This window comes from Glutamicibacter nicotianae, assembly GCF_006539525.1.
In the GTDB taxonomy this organism is placed as follows: domain Bacteria; phylum Actinomycetota; class Actinomycetes; order Actinomycetales; family Micrococcaceae; genus Glutamicibacter; species Glutamicibacter nicotianae.
This window is the reverse complement of sequence record NZ_BJNE01000005.1, coordinates 129,128-144,640: the sequence shown is the minus strand read 5'-3', so window position 1 is coordinate 144,640 and position 15,513 is coordinate 129,128. Positions and strand designations below refer to the sequence as shown.

The following is a 15,513-nucleotide window of genomic DNA, read 5'->3' as shown; positions in this document are numbered from 1 at the left end:
TGTTTTCAAATAGAATACTTTGGTATTCCAGCAGGAAATTCAGGGCTTGGCAAGACCTGGGCATCCAGCAACGCGATTCCGTGCCTCAGCGCGAGGGATGGCGCTCCTCGATGGCCAGCTGGGCCAGCGCCGCGTTCACGCGATTGTGGAGTTTCTCCGCAAGATTCCGGGGCTTGCTCCCCGCCAGCCAGCACTGCGTGGCCAAATGGGCCAGCAGCTCGACGCAGTCCGCAGAAGCACGGAAATATCCGGACCGGGACAGGGCGATGGCAGCATCGATGATCAGCAATGACGCATCCAGTGCGCTATCGGCGGCTTGCGTGGCGCGCTGCCCGCTGGGTGCGTGGCGTTCGCGCATCACCAGCTCGCGGATCTCCGTGAGCTTTTCGGGAATGGAAACCACTGCGCGGTGCGCCCGGTTCTGCACCCCCATGAGCTGCAACGGCCTGATGGCGGCCAGCAGCATGCCGACCATGGCGAAGGCCGACAGGCCCGCAACACCGAGCTTGGCCAGCAGAATTCCTGCGGCGATGGCCAACCCTGCCACCCCGAGAACGATGAGGAAGATGGCCAAGCTGCCAAAACGCGGCTTTTTCGGTTCTGGGCGAAGCGCGCGGGTCCTGGTGATCCGGTCGAGGCTCGCGCGGATTTCTGGCAGGTCGGGAACGCCCAGCCGGCCTTGGGAGATCCGCTGGGCGTCGCGCCACGCCTGGGTGCGCCGGCGGCTGCGCAGGACCTGGAAGATTTGCCACCCGGCTAGCAGGGGAAAGGCGAGCGTGAAAAAGAGCAGCGCCGCGGTGCCAAGGGTGATGTCGCCGGACTGGTGCATGCCGTAGGCGCCCATCCAGGCGAACAGGGAATACCCGGGAAGGCGGATCAGCAGGCGATCCCACCAGGCGACTTCCTGCGGAGCGCTGGCGGATGAACCGGCCGGCTTGCTCATTTTCCGGTTTCGCCTCGCGAATCCAGCCACGCCTGGATGGCGCTCGGGCGGATGCGGCGATGCGTGCCGCGGTATTCCACCGGGATGATCCCGGAATCGGCCAGCTTGCGCAGGTAGCTGTTGGAGATGCCCGCCATCTGGGCCGCCTGGGAAGTATTGAGCAGCAACTCGGGCGTGCCGATGCTGACTGACTCGCCATCGGCGAAGCGCGACAGCACCTCGATCAGCGCCTGATGGGCTTCCTTGGGCAGCTGCAGGGCAGTGCCGTTGACGAATACTGTCGTGTCATTCGACTCGTCCAACGCACGGCGCAATCGCACCGTGGTCTTCTCATCCAACGCTTCGAAAGTGCGGACCCTGCCTAGTGCTGAAGTCGGTGATGCCATGGCCCCAATTTTGCCCGAGATGCTCCTGAACCGCACCTCATGACGCTGGGCCTCGGCAACGTGCGGCGCTTGAATTGTGACGCGCATACGACGAAAGGGGGTTGAATTGCGCCAAACGGTTCCCGTATGGTGGAAAACGTAGGTCTAAAGAAAGTACTGACCAGCCATCTTCCGGCACACCATGACGGATCCTTCAGCCTCACCCGGCGTAGCCCGATTGGGAATTGTGTACATGGAAGCCTGACACCCTCCTTAATTGCCTGTGGGTCACGCTCCGTTGCGGTCGGATGAATGGTCATGCGCGTTCCTACGCTCTGCCACCAATTTCGTGGGTACTGCGTTTTCGTCAATCAGAACTTTCTTGAAAGAAGAGCTATTCAATGTCTGTTGAATCCACCAAAGACCTGTCCACCATCACCGACGCAGAGATTTTCGACGCCCACCTCGGCGGCAAGCTTTCCGTCTCCTCGCAGATGCCGCTGAATACCAAGCGCGACCTGTCCATTGCCTACACCCCGGGTGTAGCCAAGGTGTCCCAAGCCATTGCCGATGATCCGGCCAAGCACGCCACCCACACCTGGGCTTCCCGCCTGGTCGCTGTGGTTTCCGACGGCACCGCGGTGCTCGGCCTGGGCGATATCGGCGCCGCCGCCTCGCTTCCGGTCATGGAAGGCAAGAGCGCGCTGTTCAAGGAATTCGGCGGACTGGATTCGATTCCGCTGGTGCTGGACACCACCGATGTGGATGAAATCGTCGAGACCGTCATCCGCCTGCGTCCGAGCTTCGGCGCAGTGAATCTGGAAGACATCTCCGCCCCGCGCTGCTTCGAAATCGAGAAGCGCCTGATCGAGGCCCTGGACATCCCGGTCATGCACGATGACCAGCACGGCACCGCCGTCGTGGTGCTGGCAGCGCTGATCGGTGCGGCCCGCCAGACCAACCGCGACATCAGCTCGCTCAAGGTTGTCATCTCCGGCGCAGGTTCGGCCGGCGTCGCCGTCACCAACCTGCTGCTTTCGGCCGGCGTGGATGATGTCATCGTGCTCGACTCGCGCGGCACCATCCACCGCGAACGCGACGACCTGAACCCGGTCAAGGCCGACCTGGCGGCGCGCACCAACCGCGAAGATGTCATGGGCGGCTTGGCCGAGGCCCTGGATGGCGCCGACGTCGTGGTAGGCCTTTCCTCGTCGACCTTTGCTGAGTCTGCGGTGGCGAAGATGAACAAGGACGCCATCATCTTCGCGCTGTCCAACCCGACCCCGGAGATCATGCCGGATGCCGCCGCGAAGTATGCAGCGGTCGTAGCCACCGGACGCAGCGACTTCCCGAACCAGATCAACAACGTGCTGGCCTTCCCAGGCATCTTCCGCGGAGCGCTGGACTCGGGCGCCAAGAAGATCACCGAAGGCATGAAGGTCGCGGCGGCCCACGCCATTGCCAACCTGGTCGGCGATGACCTGGCTCCGGGCTACATCATTCCTTCGGCAACCGACGATCGCGTAATGCCTGCCGTGGCTGCGGCTGTGGCTGCGGAAGCCGAAAAGAACCAGTAGATATTTCACGCGAAAAGCTGCCTGCAACCTACCGTTGCAGGCAGTTTTTTCGTGCCCGGCACCCCTGGATGCGTTGGGCGAAGTTATCCACAATCGCGAAAGATTCTGCTGCGGGTGATGAATGAGCGCAAAACTGGATGGAACCGAATCTTCCAGGAGTGACACCATGCTAGAACCTACAGACTTCCGCCTCACTGTGCGCAGCTCATTGCCCGACACGGTCCTGCTCAGCCTCGTCGCTGCCTATGAAACAGAGGAGAAAGGCTATGCCATCGTGCTCTGCGGTTCAGCTAAGCACCAGCAGGCTATTGGGTACACGCTGGGCTTGACCACGATTGGGCATCCCGAAATCACCAGTGTTGGGGGAGACGGGGATGATGTTTTCGCCTTGCTCTCCCATGTTGCAGAGCAAGTCGTTGATCACGGGCAGGTCTTTTCGGAAGGCCAGCACAGTACGTCTTTGTTCAGCAAGCTCACCTTCAAGGAGTCTTCGGCCGCATTGCCTGAGCTTCCCATCTCGCGTCTGATTATTGGTAAGGCCCCAGTTTCGAGGCTCCAGTGCATGATGCCGTTGGACTTCGTCAATATCCAGCCGCAGACGCTGTCCGCGGATCTACGCCGCGTCGCTTGATCTGGAGCAAGAGTCCGCGAGGTGCATATCTGGGCGCGAGATGAGCTTTTTGTTGAGCTGGGTCGGACTAGCTAATGCTTGAATTGCACAGAAGGCCTGAATTGGATGGTCCGTCCGGCCCTCATGCGGCGCATGCTGGACGGTACCGGCAGATGCCCGAGGGTTTCGAGCCTCAGTACTGGAGCGCAACTCGTCGTAGGAAATTCTTGCGGAGCATCTAGCTTTCCGGTAAATCGCCGCTGCCTCGTTTTCAGCGAGAACTTTTGCCTGATGCGCTGCACGCAGCGCCTGGTGGCTATCGGACTTGCGCACCTTGAGGTAGGACAGTCCAACGACGAGGAACCACAGCGGAGTAGCCAGCAACGCGGCGCGCGTATCAGCCTGCGTGGTCAATGCCCACAGGATGAAGACGAAGAAGGCGAGCACCATGTATGGGGCTCCCATCCCGCCGGGAACTTTGAACTTCGAGGCATCATGCAGGTGCGGGCGACGCTTGCGGAAGGCCAAATAGCTGATCAGGATCATTGACCAGACGAACATGAAGCACAACGCAGACACCGTGGTGACCAACGTGAACGCCTGGGCCACCGAGTCGCCCGCGTACAGCAGGACCACGGCGGCAAGCAGGAACATGCAGGAGAACAGCAACGCATTGCGCGGTACCTGCGTGGTCGACAGCTTGCTGAACTTCTTCGGAGCATCTCCATCTTGGGACAGGCCGCGCAGCATCCGCGAGGTGGAGTAGATTCCGGAATTGGCGCTGGAAGCCGCCGCCGTCAGGACAACGAAATTAACCAGACCCGCAGCCGCAGCCAAGCCGGCCATCGAGAACATGCCGACGAATGGCGATTCATCAGCGGAGAACTTGTACCAGGGCGTGACGGCCATCAGGACGGTCAACGCACCGACGTAGAACAGGATCACGCGCAGCGGAATGGAATTGATCGCCTTGGGCAGATTCTTCTCAGGGTCCTTGGTCTCGGCCGCTGCAGTGCCAACCAATTCAATGCCAACGAACGCGAAAACAGCGATCTGGAAGCCAGCGACAAAGCCCATGAAACCGGTGGGGAACATGCCGCCGTGCGCCCAGAGGTGGACGAAGGACGCGGTGTCTCCCTCTGATGAGCTGAAACCGGTGGCGATCATGGCCAGTCCGCAGACAATCAAGGCCAGAATGGCGACGATTTTCACCAACGAGAACCAGAACTCGGTCTCGCCGAAGGCCTTGACAGTTGGCAGATTCAATCCGGCCAATAGCAGGATGCAGCACAGCGCAGGAAGCCACAACGGGATCTCGGACCACCAGTAGGCGACGTACTGGGCGATGGCGACTACGTCGGCAATGCCGGTGACAACCCAGCAGAACCAGTAGGTCCAGCCGGTGAAGAAGGCGGCCCAAGGCCCCAGCAGGTCTCCGGCAAAATCTGCGAAAGTCTTGTAGTTCAAGTTGCTGAGCAGGATCTCGCCCATGGCGCGCATGACGAAGAAGAGCATGAAGCCGATGATCATGTACACGAATATGACCGACGGTCCGGCTGCCGAGATGGTCTTGCCGGAGCCCATGAACAAGCCGGTGCCAACTGCTCCGGAGATCGCCATGAGCTGGATATGCCTGCTGGACAGGCCGCGCTCAAGTTTCGTTCCGGAGGAATCGGTTTTCAGTTGCGTGGAATCGTTCGCCACGGCTGCACCTTTCATGAGCAGATCCCTTCGGTTTGTCGAAGGAGACGGCCCGCTGGGAGGAAGGACTAGACCGCAGAACGAGGTTATCGCAGATGCATTGACCGACTATATTTGGCCGTCAACGCAGAGTGCGAGCAGGCTTAACAGTTGTGAAATTCGTTATATGCACCTGTCTCAAAGGATGCTGCAAGCTGCTTCGCACAATAGCTGGGGGAGCAGGCCTGGCCCTTGGGAGCGATTAATCGAAGTGGCCAGTCGCAAAGCTGGCAGGAATGGGCAAGGAAGAAAACCAATCGAATATCCATGAAGGAATTTCTCCGGTTCCGGCGAATGGAATTAGCGTGATGCGCTTGATTAGCTGATTCAGAATTATCGGTGATCATTTCCAGCTTTGTGCACGTTGCCGTTGGATATCGGAAACGGCAGATCCAATAAAAGGGGAACAACAGGATCACCACGAAATCCAGGCGCACTTTTCGCTGCAGAACAGCCAGGCTGGCGCACAGGAGCACCACGAAACCCGGTTGCTTTTGCGTTGTATTTCAAGGCAACCGGTTCACTTGAAGCAAATACTGTACATGGCCAGTGGAAGCTGTGCGTGGCAAGTGAGTAGTGTAGGACTTATGGCATTCCGAAATCGTCGAGCTGCGGCTCTTCCTGCAAAATTGTCCCGTTCCTGGCTCTTGGTCAATGCTGCCAAGGAGGAAACTTTCGCCCCTTCACTAGCATGTGAAGCGGACTCGGTGATTTTCGACATGGAAGCTGCCGTTCCTGATGATCAGAAGATCCAGGCTCGCGACAACGTGGTACGCGCCCTGTCCAATGGCATGACTGCCTGGGTGCGCGTCAACGGCATTGACACCGATTTCTGGGCCGATGACCTTGCCGCATTGTCCGGCGCCCCCGGCCTGCGCGGAATCATGCTGGCCATGACCGAGCAGCCTGAACAAGTGACCTACAGCGCGATGCGCCTGCGCGCGGGCACACCGGTACTGGCCTTGATCGAAACCGCCTTGGGCATCGAGAATGCAACGAAGATCGCTTCGGCTCCGGGCACCTTCCGCCTGGCATTCGGCATCAACGACTTCCGCAAGGACACCGGCATCTCCGATGAGCCGATGGCCCTGGCCTACGCACGTGGCCGCCTCGTCATCGCTTCGCGTGTCGGCAAGCTGCCCGGCCCAATCGACGGGCCACCGCCAGCAGGTGCCGACGCGGCCAAGGTGACCGAGGAAACCCGCGTTACCGCTTCCATGGGCATGACCGGCAAGCTGTCCCTGTCCGTTGACCACGTTGATGGCATCAACGCCGCACTGGCACCAAGCGAAGACGAACTGTCCTGGGCCATGGAACTGCTCGAAGCGCATGCCGCGGGCGCATCGGTGGGCGACGGCTCGTACCTGCCTCGCTTGGCCCGTGCCCAGAAGATTGCCGACCTGGCCGACTCCTACGGCTTGTGGAACGCCTAGGGTACTAACCTTCTTCCAACAGCAAAGGACCCGTCCGGCGTCTGGATTCAACCAGATGCCGGACGGGTCCTTTTCGCTAGCTGCGCCTATGCCTCGTGGGCACCGCGGTTGCGCGAGGAGCCGACTACGTCGCCGGCCTTCCACTCGGCCCAGCCGGGACGATCGATCATGAAGTCCTCGATCTGCGCCTTGCTCGCTTCCAGCTTCGGGTCATGCTTGAGGTACCAGCGGGTTTCGCGTGCCACCATGCCCGACAGGATCAGCAGGCCGATCAGGTTCGGCAGGGCCATCAGGCCGTTCATCATGTCCGAGAAGTTCCACACTGCGGTCAGCTCGGTGGTGCAGCCTACGTAGACGACCAGCGAGAACACGACGCGGAACGGCATGACCAGCTTGCGGCCGAACAGGCGCTCGATGTTGCGCTCGCCGTAGTAGCTCCAGCCCAGGATGGTGGAGAAGGCGAACATGACCAGGCCGATGGTCACGATCCAGTGGCCCCACTCGCCTGGCAGGCCGTGGGTGAAGGCCTGTCCGGTCATCAGCGCGGCGGAGATCTGCTCGCCGGTGGCCTCGTCGATCAGGTTCCAGGTGCCGGTGGTGATGATGACCAGGCCGGTGCAGGTGACCACGATGATGGTGTCGATGAAGGTCTGGGTCATGGAGACCAGGCCCTGGCGAACCGGGTGGGTGGTCTGCGCCGACGCGGCGGCGATGGCGGCCGAGCCCATGCCGGACTCGTTGGAGAAGATGCCGCGTGCAACACCGTACTGGATGGCGATGATGATGGCCGAGCCGGTGAAGCCGCCCACAGCGGAGGTGCCGGTGAAGGCATCGGTGAAGATGGTAGCGAAAGCTGCAGGGATGCCACCGACGTTGGCGACCAGGATGTAGATCGCTGCGGCCACGTAGAAGACGATCATCACCGGAACGAAGCCAGCGGTCACACGGCCGATGGACTTGATGCCGCCAACCAGCACCGCGATGGACAGCACGGTCAGGACCACGCCGGTGACCCATGGGGCCACGCTGAAGGAGTTCTCCAGGTTCAGGGCGATGGAGTTGCCCTGGGTCATGTTGCCGATGCCGAAGCAGGCCAGCGTGGCGGCGATGGCGAAGAACAATGCCAGGAACTTGCCGAAGGGTCCCTTGATGCCGCGTTCGAGGTAGTACTGCGGACCGCCGGACTTTTCGCCGGCGGCGTCAGTGCCGCGGTAGCGCACGCCGAGGTAGGCCTCGGTGTACTTCGAGGCCATGCCGAGCAGGCCGGTGACCCACATCCAGAACAGGGCGCCCGGGCCGCCGATGCCGATGGCCGTGGCCACGCCGACAATGTTGCCGGTACCGACGGTAGCGGCCAGCGCGGTGGTCAGTGCCTGGAACTGCGAGATGTCGCCCTCGGCATCAGCGTCCTTGCGCTTGAGCAGGCCAAGGCGCAGTGCGGCGGCGAGCTTGAAGAACTGCAGGCCGCCCAAGCGGATGGTCAGGTACAGGCCGGTGCCCAGAAGCAGCGGGATGAGGACAAACGGTCCCCAAATGACGGAAGAGATATCCCCGAAGAGAGTGCCCAAAGCGTCCATGGATTCAATATCCTTATGTGCGAGTGACTGATGATGAAGAGTCTCAGGCGAGAAGCCGATTCCCTTATGTGAGTGCCATCATATGGCACTCGGAAGAGGTGTGTCACAAAGCGCGCTGGTTCGGGTCATGTCCAGTTCATTAACTTATTTTCACCAATGGATCAGCTGTTTGGGCCGAAAAGGCTCCGCCGGCATCCACTGCGGTGGATGCCGGCAAGCTGCGGGGCTTCAGCCCTGCCGCGCTTTCATGCGCGGATTCTTCTTGTTGATCACGAAGACGCGGCCGCGTCGTCTGACCACTAGCGATCCCGGTGCCTTCTTCAGTGCACGGATGGAATTCCTAACTTTCATGCCATTCACCTCCCTCGTGATTTGCGGAGTTGAACAGCCCCTTGAGCTCTTCCTCGGTGACCTGGCACTGCTCGAAAACCGTTTCAATCTGCGAAGCTTCATGCTCGGATCCGTAGAGCAGCAATTCTGAAACGGCGATATGCGAATGCCAGGCCCCGGTGTTCTCCATCCAGATGCGCGGACCGGCTCCGCCGATGGCAACGCGCTCGCTCAGCGCGCTGGCTACCCAGAGGACGCCGCGGATGCAGGTGCAGGACTCAGCCAAGGACGGCAGGGCTTGGCGGAAGCGCTCGGGGTGGAGCGGACGTTCCGCGTGCAGGCGGATCGGCGCACTGCTGGCATCAAGGGGTGTTCGCGGCAGATGCCCGGCGCTGGTGCGCTGGCGGGCCGCGGCGGGGTGGAAGGATCCGAGTTCCCCTTCGTGCACGCAGATTTGCGCATGCGGCGCCATCTGCCGTGCCAGGCCGAGACCGGCTTCGTAGCGGATGCCGCCAGCACGCCGCGGACCTGCAGCATCCTCAAGCAGCTGGGCTTCCAGGCCTTCAACCGGAATGAGCGTATCTGCCTGCATCAGTTCGGTGAAGAAGAACTCTCCGGCAGTCCGCGCATCGTGCTCCATGGCGTTGAATCCCGATTCCCAGAGGGTATGCCGATCCCACATCTGGTTTTCCAATTCGGCTGGATCCAAGGCCAGCGCGATGCTGCTGATCTGCAGATCCAGTGGTTCGAGTTGTGTTTCGAGCATCTGGAGCACCGAGGCGCTATGCCAGGTGGAAGGCAGCCCCAAGACCATGGTGGTTTCGGAATCCTGGGGTGCCAGGCGCCTGATGGTCGGCAGGATCTCGAATTTCGTGGCACAGCCAATGCAGGGATGCTCAAGCACTGCTTCAGCGCGTTCGGCGGTCGCCGATCCAAAGACATGGCGCACCAGCCGATTGCCGTCGACGAAGTCATAGCGCAGGAAGATGGCATCGGGGTGGTGGCGTCGCAGGTGCTCCAAGCCGGTGTCGCGGCTGGAGGTGTCAAGTGCGGAGAGGACAATGAGGTTCACGCATCACAGCTTATATGAGAATGAGACTCAATAACAAAAAGAAAAGCGGTGCTTAACAACCAGTGGCCTGCCCGCCGATGCGGACAGGCCCCGAGAACCAGCGGGAATATCAGTGCTGCGGCGCGTGGAAAACTACCGTCGAGGTACCCAGGCCCTCAATCGAGGTCTCCAACGCGTCGCCGTGCTTGAGCCACGGGTGGCGCCCATTCTCGTCCCGGCGACCCAAGGCGACACCGGAGGGCGTGCCAGTGAGGATGACGTCGCCCGGCCGCAATTCATTGAACGTCGAAAGGTAGGAAACCAACTCATCCGCCGAGAAAATCAGGTCATCGATCTGCTCGTCCTGCACCACGGTGCCATTGACCTTGCTGCTGATGCGCGCCGAAGGATTCAGCTCATCAGGGGTCACGAGCCAAGGACCCAGGGGAGTGGAGTGGTCCCAGATTTTGCCCTGCAGCCATTCCTGGGTACGGCCCTGATAGCCGCGCATCGACACGTCGCTGGACACCGCATAGCCAGCAATATGCGCTGGCGCATCTTCTTGGCTGATGCGACGGCCAGGCTTGCCGATAATAATGGCCAGCTCTGCTTCGTAGTCCACACGGTGGTCCTCAACGGGAATTTCAATCGAGTCATTGGCACCGCAGAGGGTGGAGGCGAACTTCGCGAAAACCGTCGGATACTTCGGCAGCTCTTCGCCGACCTCGGCCGCGTGGGTCTTATAGTTCAAACCGATGCAGTAGATTTTCTCCGGCTTGGGAATCAGCGGAGCGTAGTCGGCTTCGCCCTCGGCAATGGAATCGCCCACCAGGGCCCGGGCAATGACTTCCTGCTGGACGGCTTCCTCAAGCCGCAGGAAACGCTGCACCGAATCGATGTTGTCCAAATAATAGGCACGGCCATCTTCAATGACAGCCGCGGTGGTATGGCCTGGTTCGCTGGCGAGGCGGAGCGTGGCAAGTTTCATGAATCTATCTCACTACATTTCCCGCTGAAAGTGCACCATATTTCGTACCCGCCAGGAGATTCCCATCCGCGCTGAATAGGGCCAAGCCAGAGGTGTGTTATCAAAACGTGGCTTGGTCAGGCTACGGCAACCCGGCTAAACTCAGGGCAAGCTCGGGTCCCAGTGACCAGTCCTGAAACAAAGATCTAGATACAAAACTAAAGTGAAGCAGGTTTTAATGTGGGTGACTTTATTGGCGAGAGATCTCGCCATATCCTCTTCGCCTCCTGGCAGCATTTCTCGCTCGTCGCGCAGTGCCTGATCCTGGCGACAATTATTTCTGTCCTTATTGCCGTACTGGTTTACCGCAATAAGTCCTTATCCGGTTTGGCCAACGGCATTAGCGCCATCGGCCTGACCGTTCCATCCTTCGCCTTGATTGGTTTGCTGATTGTTCCCGTCGGCTTCGGCGTCACGCCGGCCGTCATCGTGGTGACGTTCTTCGCGGCCTTGCCGATTCTGCGCAATGCGATCGTAGGCCTGAACAACATCGAGCCAACCATTATCGAGTCGGCACGCGGCATCGGCATGAGCCGGCTGAAGACGCTGGTCTCCGTGGAGATACCCATGGCATGGCCGGTGATCCTCACGGGCATACGCATTTCAGCCCAGATGGTGATGGGCGTCGCCGCAGTGGTCTCCTACGCCCTGGGCCCAGGCCTTGGCGGATTCATTTTCCAGGGACTGTCGCGTCTTGGCGGCGCGAACTCCCTGGAATCCGTGGTTACCGGCGTCGTTGGCGTCGTCATCCTGGCGCTCATCCTTGACTTGATTTTGCTCGGCATTGGCCGACTGACTACCCCGCGAGGTATCCGTGTCTGAAAATAAGATTTCCGAAAACGCAGTGGCCCAGAATATCACCGGCGCTTCGATCATGCTCGAAGAAGTAACCAAGACCTATCCGGGGCAGAAGAAGTCGGCCGTCGGCGGCCTGACCCTCGAGATCCCCGCAGGATCCATCGTGATGTTCGTCGGGCCATCAGGCTGCGGCAAGACGACCACTCTGAAGATGATCAATCGCCTGATCGAGCCGACCAGCGGCAAGATTGTCATCGACGGCGAAGATGTCACTGACATGAACGGCGACGAGCTGCGCCGCCGCATCGGCTATGTGATCCAGGCCGGCGGCCTGTTCCCGCACATGACCGTGGCCGCAAATATCGCCATGGTGCCGAAGATGCTGGGCTGGCCCAAGGACAAGATCTCCGCCCGCGTCGACGAGCTGCTGGAGCTGGTCTCGCTGGACCCGGACCTGTACCGGAACCGTTTCCCCAAGAAACTCTCCGGCGGCCAGCAGCAGCGCGTGGGCGTGGCCCGTGCGCTGGCAGCAGATCCTCCGGTGCTGCTGATGGATGAGCCATTTGGTGCGGTCGACCCGATTACCCGCCAGCGCCTGCAGGATGAGCTGCTCAATATCCAGTCCGAGGTCCAGAAGACCATTGTGTGCGTGACCCACGACTTCGATGAAGCGGTGAAGCTCGGCGACTGGATAGCGATCTTCAACGAAGGCGCGCAACTGGAGCAATACGATTCCCCGGAACGGATCCTGGCCAATCCGGCCAGCGAGTTCGTGGAGAACTTCATCGGCTCGGGTGCGGGCCTCAAGCAGCTGACCCTGACGCGGGTGAACGAAGTGGAGCTGGAAGACGCGCTGACCACCACCCCGGGCAAGAACGCTTCGGATGTGCTCTCGCAGCTGCAGGGCGCCGGACGCAAATACGCTGTGGTGCTTGATTCGCGCGGACGTCCGCTGCGCCGGCTGGACCGCAGGCAGCTGTCGCGTGCCCAGATCATCGAGGGCACCTACGACGAAAACATGCCGGTAGTCGGCGAGCAGGCAACCTTGAATGACGCATTGGACACCATGCTGGTGGCCAGTTCCGAGTCGGCCCTGGTGACCGGGCGCCGTGATGTGCTCACCGGTGTCATTACCGTGCAGACCGTCATGGAGGCGATCGCCGCCGCCAACAATGCCGAGGATGCTGACCATGAAGCTCCGGTGGGCCTGAATTCCGGTGCCATCAATGTCGTGGACATCGACGGTGCCGCCGCCGGACAGGGTGGTGAATCGGCATGAGATCCGAAACCCGCAGCTTGATTTGGCAAATCGCCGGAATCGCAGCTGCTTTTGCCATCCTGGTGGGTTGGCTGGTGACAGCCGATCTGACCGAGACCGAACGGCAAACGCTGGATCCGGCAACAATTTGGGGCTATACCCTCGACCACCTGAAGATCACGGTCATCGCGGCGGTCATCGTCCTGCTGATCGCCATCCCGCTGGGCGTGCTGCTGACCCGCCCGGGACTGCGCAAGGCCGCCCCGGCGGTACGCGCCATAGCCAATTTCGGCCAGGCGGCACCCGCCATCGGCGTTATCGTGCTCTTGGCGTTCTGGCTGGGATTCGGCCCGAAAACCGCAATCATCTCGCTGGTGATCTACGCGATCCTCCCGGTGCTCTCCAACACCATTGTCGGCCTGCAGCAAGTTGATGCGCGCCTGGTGGAAGCCGGACGGGGAATCGGCATGAGCCAGATGGCGGTGCTGTTCAAGGTTGAACTGCCGTTGGCCGTCCCGGTGATGCTTTCGGGCATCCGCACCGCACTGGTGCTGCTGGTCGGCACCGCGACGCTGGCCACCTTCATCAACGGCGGCGGGCTGGGCATCCTGATCACCACGGGTGTGAACCTGAATCTGAATGTGGTGCTGATCGCCGGTTCGCTGCTCGTGGCTTTGCTGGCCTTGACGGTTGACTGGCTTGGCCGCGTCGTCGAACAGGTGGCCCGACCGAGAGGACTTTCGTGAACCGCAAACTGAAATTCGCTGTCCTGTCCATGGCCGCGCTGATCGGACTGACCGGCTGCGGGCTGAGCCCCTCGACCGGCACTGTGCCCCCAGCCGGCCCGGCCGAGATCAAGCCGCTGGTCGACAATGCTGCAAGCACGTCCGTGACCGTGACATCCAAGGCGTTTACCGAGCAGCTGCTGCTGGGCAAGATCACCGTGATCGCACTCGAAGCCGCTGGGTATGATGTCACCGACCTGACCAATGTTCCCGGGTCCCAGCCGGCGCGCCAGCTGCTGCTTTCCGGCGACGCGAGCGTGCTCTGGGAGTACACCGGTACCGCCTGGCTGACGTACTTGGGCCATGAGAAGCCTGTCGTGGGCGAGGAGGAGCAGTGGCAGGCGGTGCATGATGAGGATGTTGCCAACGGAATCGTCTGGGGGAACCCGGCTCCGTTGAATAACACCTATGCGTTGGCGATGAACGAGGAAACGACCAAGCGGCTGGGGATTACCAAGCTTTCCGAGCTGCAGAAGCTGGATCCCGACGAACTGACGTTCTGCGTCGACCCGGAATTCAACTCCCGCCGCGACGGTCTGACACCGATGCTGGAGCATTACGGCATCGACCGAGGCTCTGAGGTGAGCGAGGACAATATCGGTTTGTACGATGTTGGTGCCATCTACCAGGCGACCGCTAATGGCGCGTGCAACTTCGGCGAAGTCTTCACCACTGACGGACGCATCAAGGCGTTGAACCTGACCGTCCTAGAAGATGACCGGAAGTATTTCCCGAGCTACAACGCTGCCCCGGCTTTCAACGGAGAATTCCTTGACGAGCACCCGGAGATCCAGCAGATCATGGACCAGATCGCTCCATTGCTGACCGATCAGGTCTTGATGGAGCTGAATTACCAGGTCGATGTCGTTGGACGTGAACCAGCCGATGTTGCCTTCGAATGGATGGTTGGAGAGGGCCTGGTCTCCGAACCCTGATCCCGGCAACGCAAATTGCAGGCAATAAATACTGGATCCCCGGCATCTCGATGCCGGGGATCCAGTTTAATGTTGCCGAGGATTCACTGGGGATTGGTTCCGCTCCGATGGTTTTGCTTGCAGGATGGAGATAGGTGGATGCCCTCTGCCTACGGCTGATCACGGGTGCCGAGCTCGCCGTCGACTTCATCGGCGATTTCGGTGCTGGCAGCGGTAGTGATGGATTCTTCCTGCCAAATTTCCTCTAGCTCTGCAGATAGCTCGGCTTCCTCTTGGACATGATTGGGGTCTGGGTTATTTGCGTTCATGGCCTCAGTCTAGCCATCAACGTGCAGGAGTAAAGGGGTGATTGAAAAATAATTTCATCGGAAACTTTCCTAGTCAGATTCGAAAAATGAACCTTGCGACGATCCGGTTTGAACTTTTCTTGCAAAAAGTGGTTGACGCTTCAACTTCATTAGTGTCATACTGGTATCAGCAAAACAAATTGAGGCGTCAACTACTTGGCGGCCCGACGAAAGGATGTAGACATGACTGCAACTGCACTGACCACCGGAACCTGGAACCTCGACGCATCGCACTCCGAGATCGGCTTCTCGGTTCGCCACGCAGGCATCTCCAAGGTGCGCGGCAGCTTCACCGAGTTCGATGCAACCCTGACCACCGGCGAGACCCTGGCCGACTCTTCGGTTGAGGCAACCGTCCAGATCGCATCGGTCAACACCAAGGATGCCAACCGCGATGCTCACCTGAAGGGCGAGGACTTCTTCAACGCTGAGCAGTTCCCAACCATGACCTTCAAGTCCACCGCAGTCAAGGGCGACACCGGAGAGTTTGTTCTCGTTGGCGACCTGACCATCCGCGGCGTGAGCAAGGAAGTTGAATTCGAAGCTGAGCTCGGCGGCGAAGCTGTTGACGCCTTCGGTGCAACCCGCGTTGGCTTCTTCGCATCGACCACCATTTCCCGCAAGGAATTCGGCATCACCTGGAACGCAGCACTGGAAGCCGGTGGCGTTCTGGTCAGCGACAAGGTCAAGATCGAAATCGACGCTTCGTTCGTACTGCCAACCGCAGAGTAATAGTT

16 protein-coding genes are annotated in these 15,513 nt (G+C 60.3%); 8 read left to right on the top strand and 8 right to left on the bottom strand.

All coding sequences use genetic code 11. The annotated features are described in order from the left end of the window. Nucleotides 1-85: 85 nt before the first annotated feature. A complete protein-coding gene (locus tag ANI01nite_RS08090; RefSeq protein WP_141357271.1) occupies nucleotides 86-943 on the bottom strand; it encodes a hypothetical protein in 858 nt (285 codons plus the stop codon). Beyond that, a complete protein-coding gene (locus tag ANI01nite_RS08085; protein ID WP_066141726.1) occupies nucleotides 940-1,329 on the bottom strand; it encodes a helix-turn-helix domain-containing protein in 390 nt (129 codons plus the stop codon). The genes ANI01nite_RS08090 and ANI01nite_RS08085 overlap by 4 nt, the downstream gene beginning before the upstream one ends. Before the next feature lie 380 nt (nucleotides 1,330-1,709). On the opposite strand from ANI01nite_RS08085, the gene ANI01nite_RS08080 reads away from it, so the two are divergent. Next, nucleotides 1,710-2,885, top strand: coding sequence for an NAD(P)-dependent malic enzyme (locus ANI01nite_RS08080; RefSeq protein WP_141357269.1), 1,176 nt, complete (start codon nucleotides 1,710-1,712; stop codon nucleotides 2,883-2,885). A gap of 121 nt (nucleotides 2,886-3,006) precedes the next feature. Then, nucleotides 3,007-3,516 carry a DUF4262 domain-containing protein gene (locus tag ANI01nite_RS08075; RefSeq protein ID WP_141357267.1) on the top strand — a complete coding sequence of 170 codons (510 nt, stop codon included), beginning with the start codon at nucleotides 3,007-3,009 and terminating at the stop codon, nucleotides 3,514-3,516. On the opposite strand, the gene ANI01nite_RS08070 is transcribed toward ANI01nite_RS08075, so the two are convergent. Continuing rightward, a complete protein-coding gene (locus ANI01nite_RS08070; protein WP_371858948.1) occupies nucleotides 3,499-5,214 on the bottom strand; it encodes an amino acid permease in 1,716 nt (571 codons plus the stop codon). The two genes, ANI01nite_RS08075 and ANI01nite_RS08070, sit on opposite strands and share 18 nt — an antisense overlap. A 608-nt stretch (nucleotides 5,215-5,822) precedes the next feature. Here ANI01nite_RS08070 and ANI01nite_RS08065 point away from each other — a divergent pair. After that, nucleotides 5,823-6,668, top strand: a complete 846-nt coding sequence (locus ANI01nite_RS08065) for an HpcH/HpaI aldolase/citrate lyase family protein (RefSeq protein ID WP_038993294.1) — start codon at nucleotides 5,823-5,825, stop codon at nucleotides 6,666-6,668. A gap of 86 nt (nucleotides 6,669-6,754) precedes the next feature. On the opposite strand, the gene ANI01nite_RS08060 is transcribed toward ANI01nite_RS08065, so the two are convergent. From ANI01nite_RS08060 to ANI01nite_RS08045, 4 genes are all read right to left on the bottom strand, one after another. Further along, entirely contained in the window at nucleotides 6,755-8,245 is a 1,491-nt protein-coding gene (locus tag ANI01nite_RS08060; protein WP_038993296.1) for an alanine/glycine:cation symporter family protein, read from the bottom strand. A gap of 228 nt (nucleotides 8,246-8,473) precedes the next feature. Then, nucleotides 8,474-8,596 (bottom strand): type B 50S ribosomal protein L36, encoded by a 123-nt coding sequence (ykgO, locus tag ANI01nite_RS08055; RefSeq protein WP_141357265.1) that lies wholly within the window; start codon nucleotides 8,594-8,596, stop codon nucleotides 8,474-8,476. Next, nucleotides 8,586-9,647, bottom strand: a complete 1,062-nt coding sequence (locus ANI01nite_RS08050; protein WP_073707786.1) for a GTP-binding protein — start codon at nucleotides 9,645-9,647, stop codon at nucleotides 8,586-8,588. The genes ykgO and ANI01nite_RS08050 overlap by 11 nt, the downstream gene beginning before the upstream one ends. A gap of 109 nt (nucleotides 9,648-9,756) precedes the next feature. After that, a complete protein-coding gene (locus tag ANI01nite_RS08045) occupies nucleotides 9,757-10,614 on the bottom strand; it encodes a fumarylacetoacetate hydrolase family protein (RefSeq protein ID WP_141357263.1) in 858 nt (285 codons plus the stop codon). Nucleotides 10,615-10,833: 219 nt separating this feature from the next. Between ANI01nite_RS08045 and ANI01nite_RS08040 the strand changes: the two genes are divergently transcribed. From ANI01nite_RS08040 to ANI01nite_RS08025, 4 genes are read left to right on the top strand one after another with little or no spacing between them, the layout of a single operon-like run. After that, a complete protein-coding gene (locus tag ANI01nite_RS08040; protein WP_141357261.1) occupies nucleotides 10,834-11,475 on the top strand; it encodes an ABC transporter permease in 642 nt (213 codons plus the stop codon). After that, the gene (locus tag ANI01nite_RS08035; protein WP_141357259.1) at nucleotides 11,468-12,730 is read left to right on the top strand and encodes an ABC transporter ATP-binding protein; all 1,263 of its coding nucleotides are present in this window, start codon (nucleotides 11,468-11,470) and stop codon (nucleotides 12,728-12,730) included. The genes ANI01nite_RS08040 and ANI01nite_RS08035 overlap by 8 nt, the downstream gene beginning before the upstream one ends. Next, nucleotides 12,727-13,455, top strand: a complete 729-nt coding sequence (locus tag ANI01nite_RS08030; protein WP_073707788.1) for an ABC transporter permease — start codon at nucleotides 12,727-12,729, stop codon at nucleotides 13,453-13,455. The genes ANI01nite_RS08035 and ANI01nite_RS08030 overlap by 4 nt, the downstream gene beginning before the upstream one ends. Beyond that, nucleotides 13,452-14,429, top strand: coding sequence for a glycine betaine ABC transporter substrate-binding protein (locus ANI01nite_RS08025; protein WP_038993303.1), 978 nt, complete (start codon nucleotides 13,452-13,454; stop codon nucleotides 14,427-14,429). Before ANI01nite_RS08030 ends, ANI01nite_RS08025 begins: the two co-directional genes overlap by 4 nt. 149 nt (nucleotides 14,430-14,578) lie before the next feature. Here the strand turns inward: ANI01nite_RS08025 and ANI01nite_RS16685 are convergent, their stop codons facing one another. Next, entirely contained in the window at nucleotides 14,579-14,737 is a 159-nt protein-coding gene (locus ANI01nite_RS16685) for a hypothetical protein (protein WP_158024707.1), read from the bottom strand. A 222-nt stretch (nucleotides 14,738-14,959) separates the two neighbouring features. On the opposite strand from ANI01nite_RS16685, the gene ANI01nite_RS08020 reads away from it, so the two are divergent. Then, nucleotides 14,960-15,508: a YceI family protein gene (locus tag ANI01nite_RS08020; RefSeq protein ID WP_141357257.1), complete on the top strand. Its 549-nt coding sequence runs from the start codon at nucleotides 14,960-14,962 to the stop codon at nucleotides 15,506-15,508. Nucleotides 15,509-15,513: the final 5 nt, after the last annotated feature.

Bases quoted from the DNA above. Each gene is read 5' to 3' on its own strand.
- ANI01nite_RS08065 (WP_038993294.1), top strand. From the start codon at position 5,823: ATGGCATTCCGAAATCGTCGAGCTGCGGCTCTTCCTGCAAAATTGTCC.
- ANI01nite_RS08080 (WP_141357269.1), top strand. From the start codon at position 1,710: ATGTCTGTTGAATCCACCAAAGACCTGTCCACCATCACCGACGCAGAG.
- ANI01nite_RS08045 (WP_141357263.1), bottom strand. From the start codon at position 10,614: ATGAAACTTGCCACGCTCCGCCTCGCCAGCGAACCAGGCCATACCACC.
- ANI01nite_RS08020 (WP_141357257.1), top strand. From the start codon at position 14,960: ATGACTGCAACTGCACTGACCACCGGAACCTGGAACCTCGACGCATCG.
- ANI01nite_RS08075 (WP_141357267.1), top strand. From the start codon at position 3,007: ATGAGCGCAAAACTGGATGGAACCGAATCTTCCAGGAGTGACACCATG.
- ANI01nite_RS16685 (WP_158024707.1), bottom strand. From the start codon at position 14,737: ATGAACGCAAATAACCCAGACCCCAATCATGTCCAAGAGGAAGCCGAG.
- ANI01nite_RS08030 (WP_073707788.1), top strand. From the start codon at position 12,727: ATGAGATCCGAAACCCGCAGCTTGATTTGGCAAATCGCCGGAATCGCA.
- ANI01nite_RS08085 (WP_066141726.1), bottom strand. From the start codon at position 1,329: ATGGCATCACCGACTTCAGCACTAGGCAGGGTCCGCACTTTCGAAGCG.
- ANI01nite_RS08070 (WP_371858948.1), bottom strand. From the start codon at position 5,214: ATGAAAGGTGCAGCCGTGGCGAACGATTCCACGCAACTGAAAACCGAT.
- ANI01nite_RS08090 (WP_141357271.1), bottom strand. From the start codon at position 943: ATGAGCAAGCCGGCCGGTTCATCCGCCAGCGCTCCGCAGGAAGTCGCC.
- ANI01nite_RS08060 (WP_038993296.1), bottom strand. From the start codon at position 8,245: ATGGACGCTTTGGGCACTCTCTTCGGGGATATCTCTTCCGTCATTTGG.
- ykgO (WP_141357265.1), bottom strand. From the start codon at position 8,596: ATGAAAGTTAGGAATTCCATCCGTGCACTGAAGAAGGCACCGGGATCG.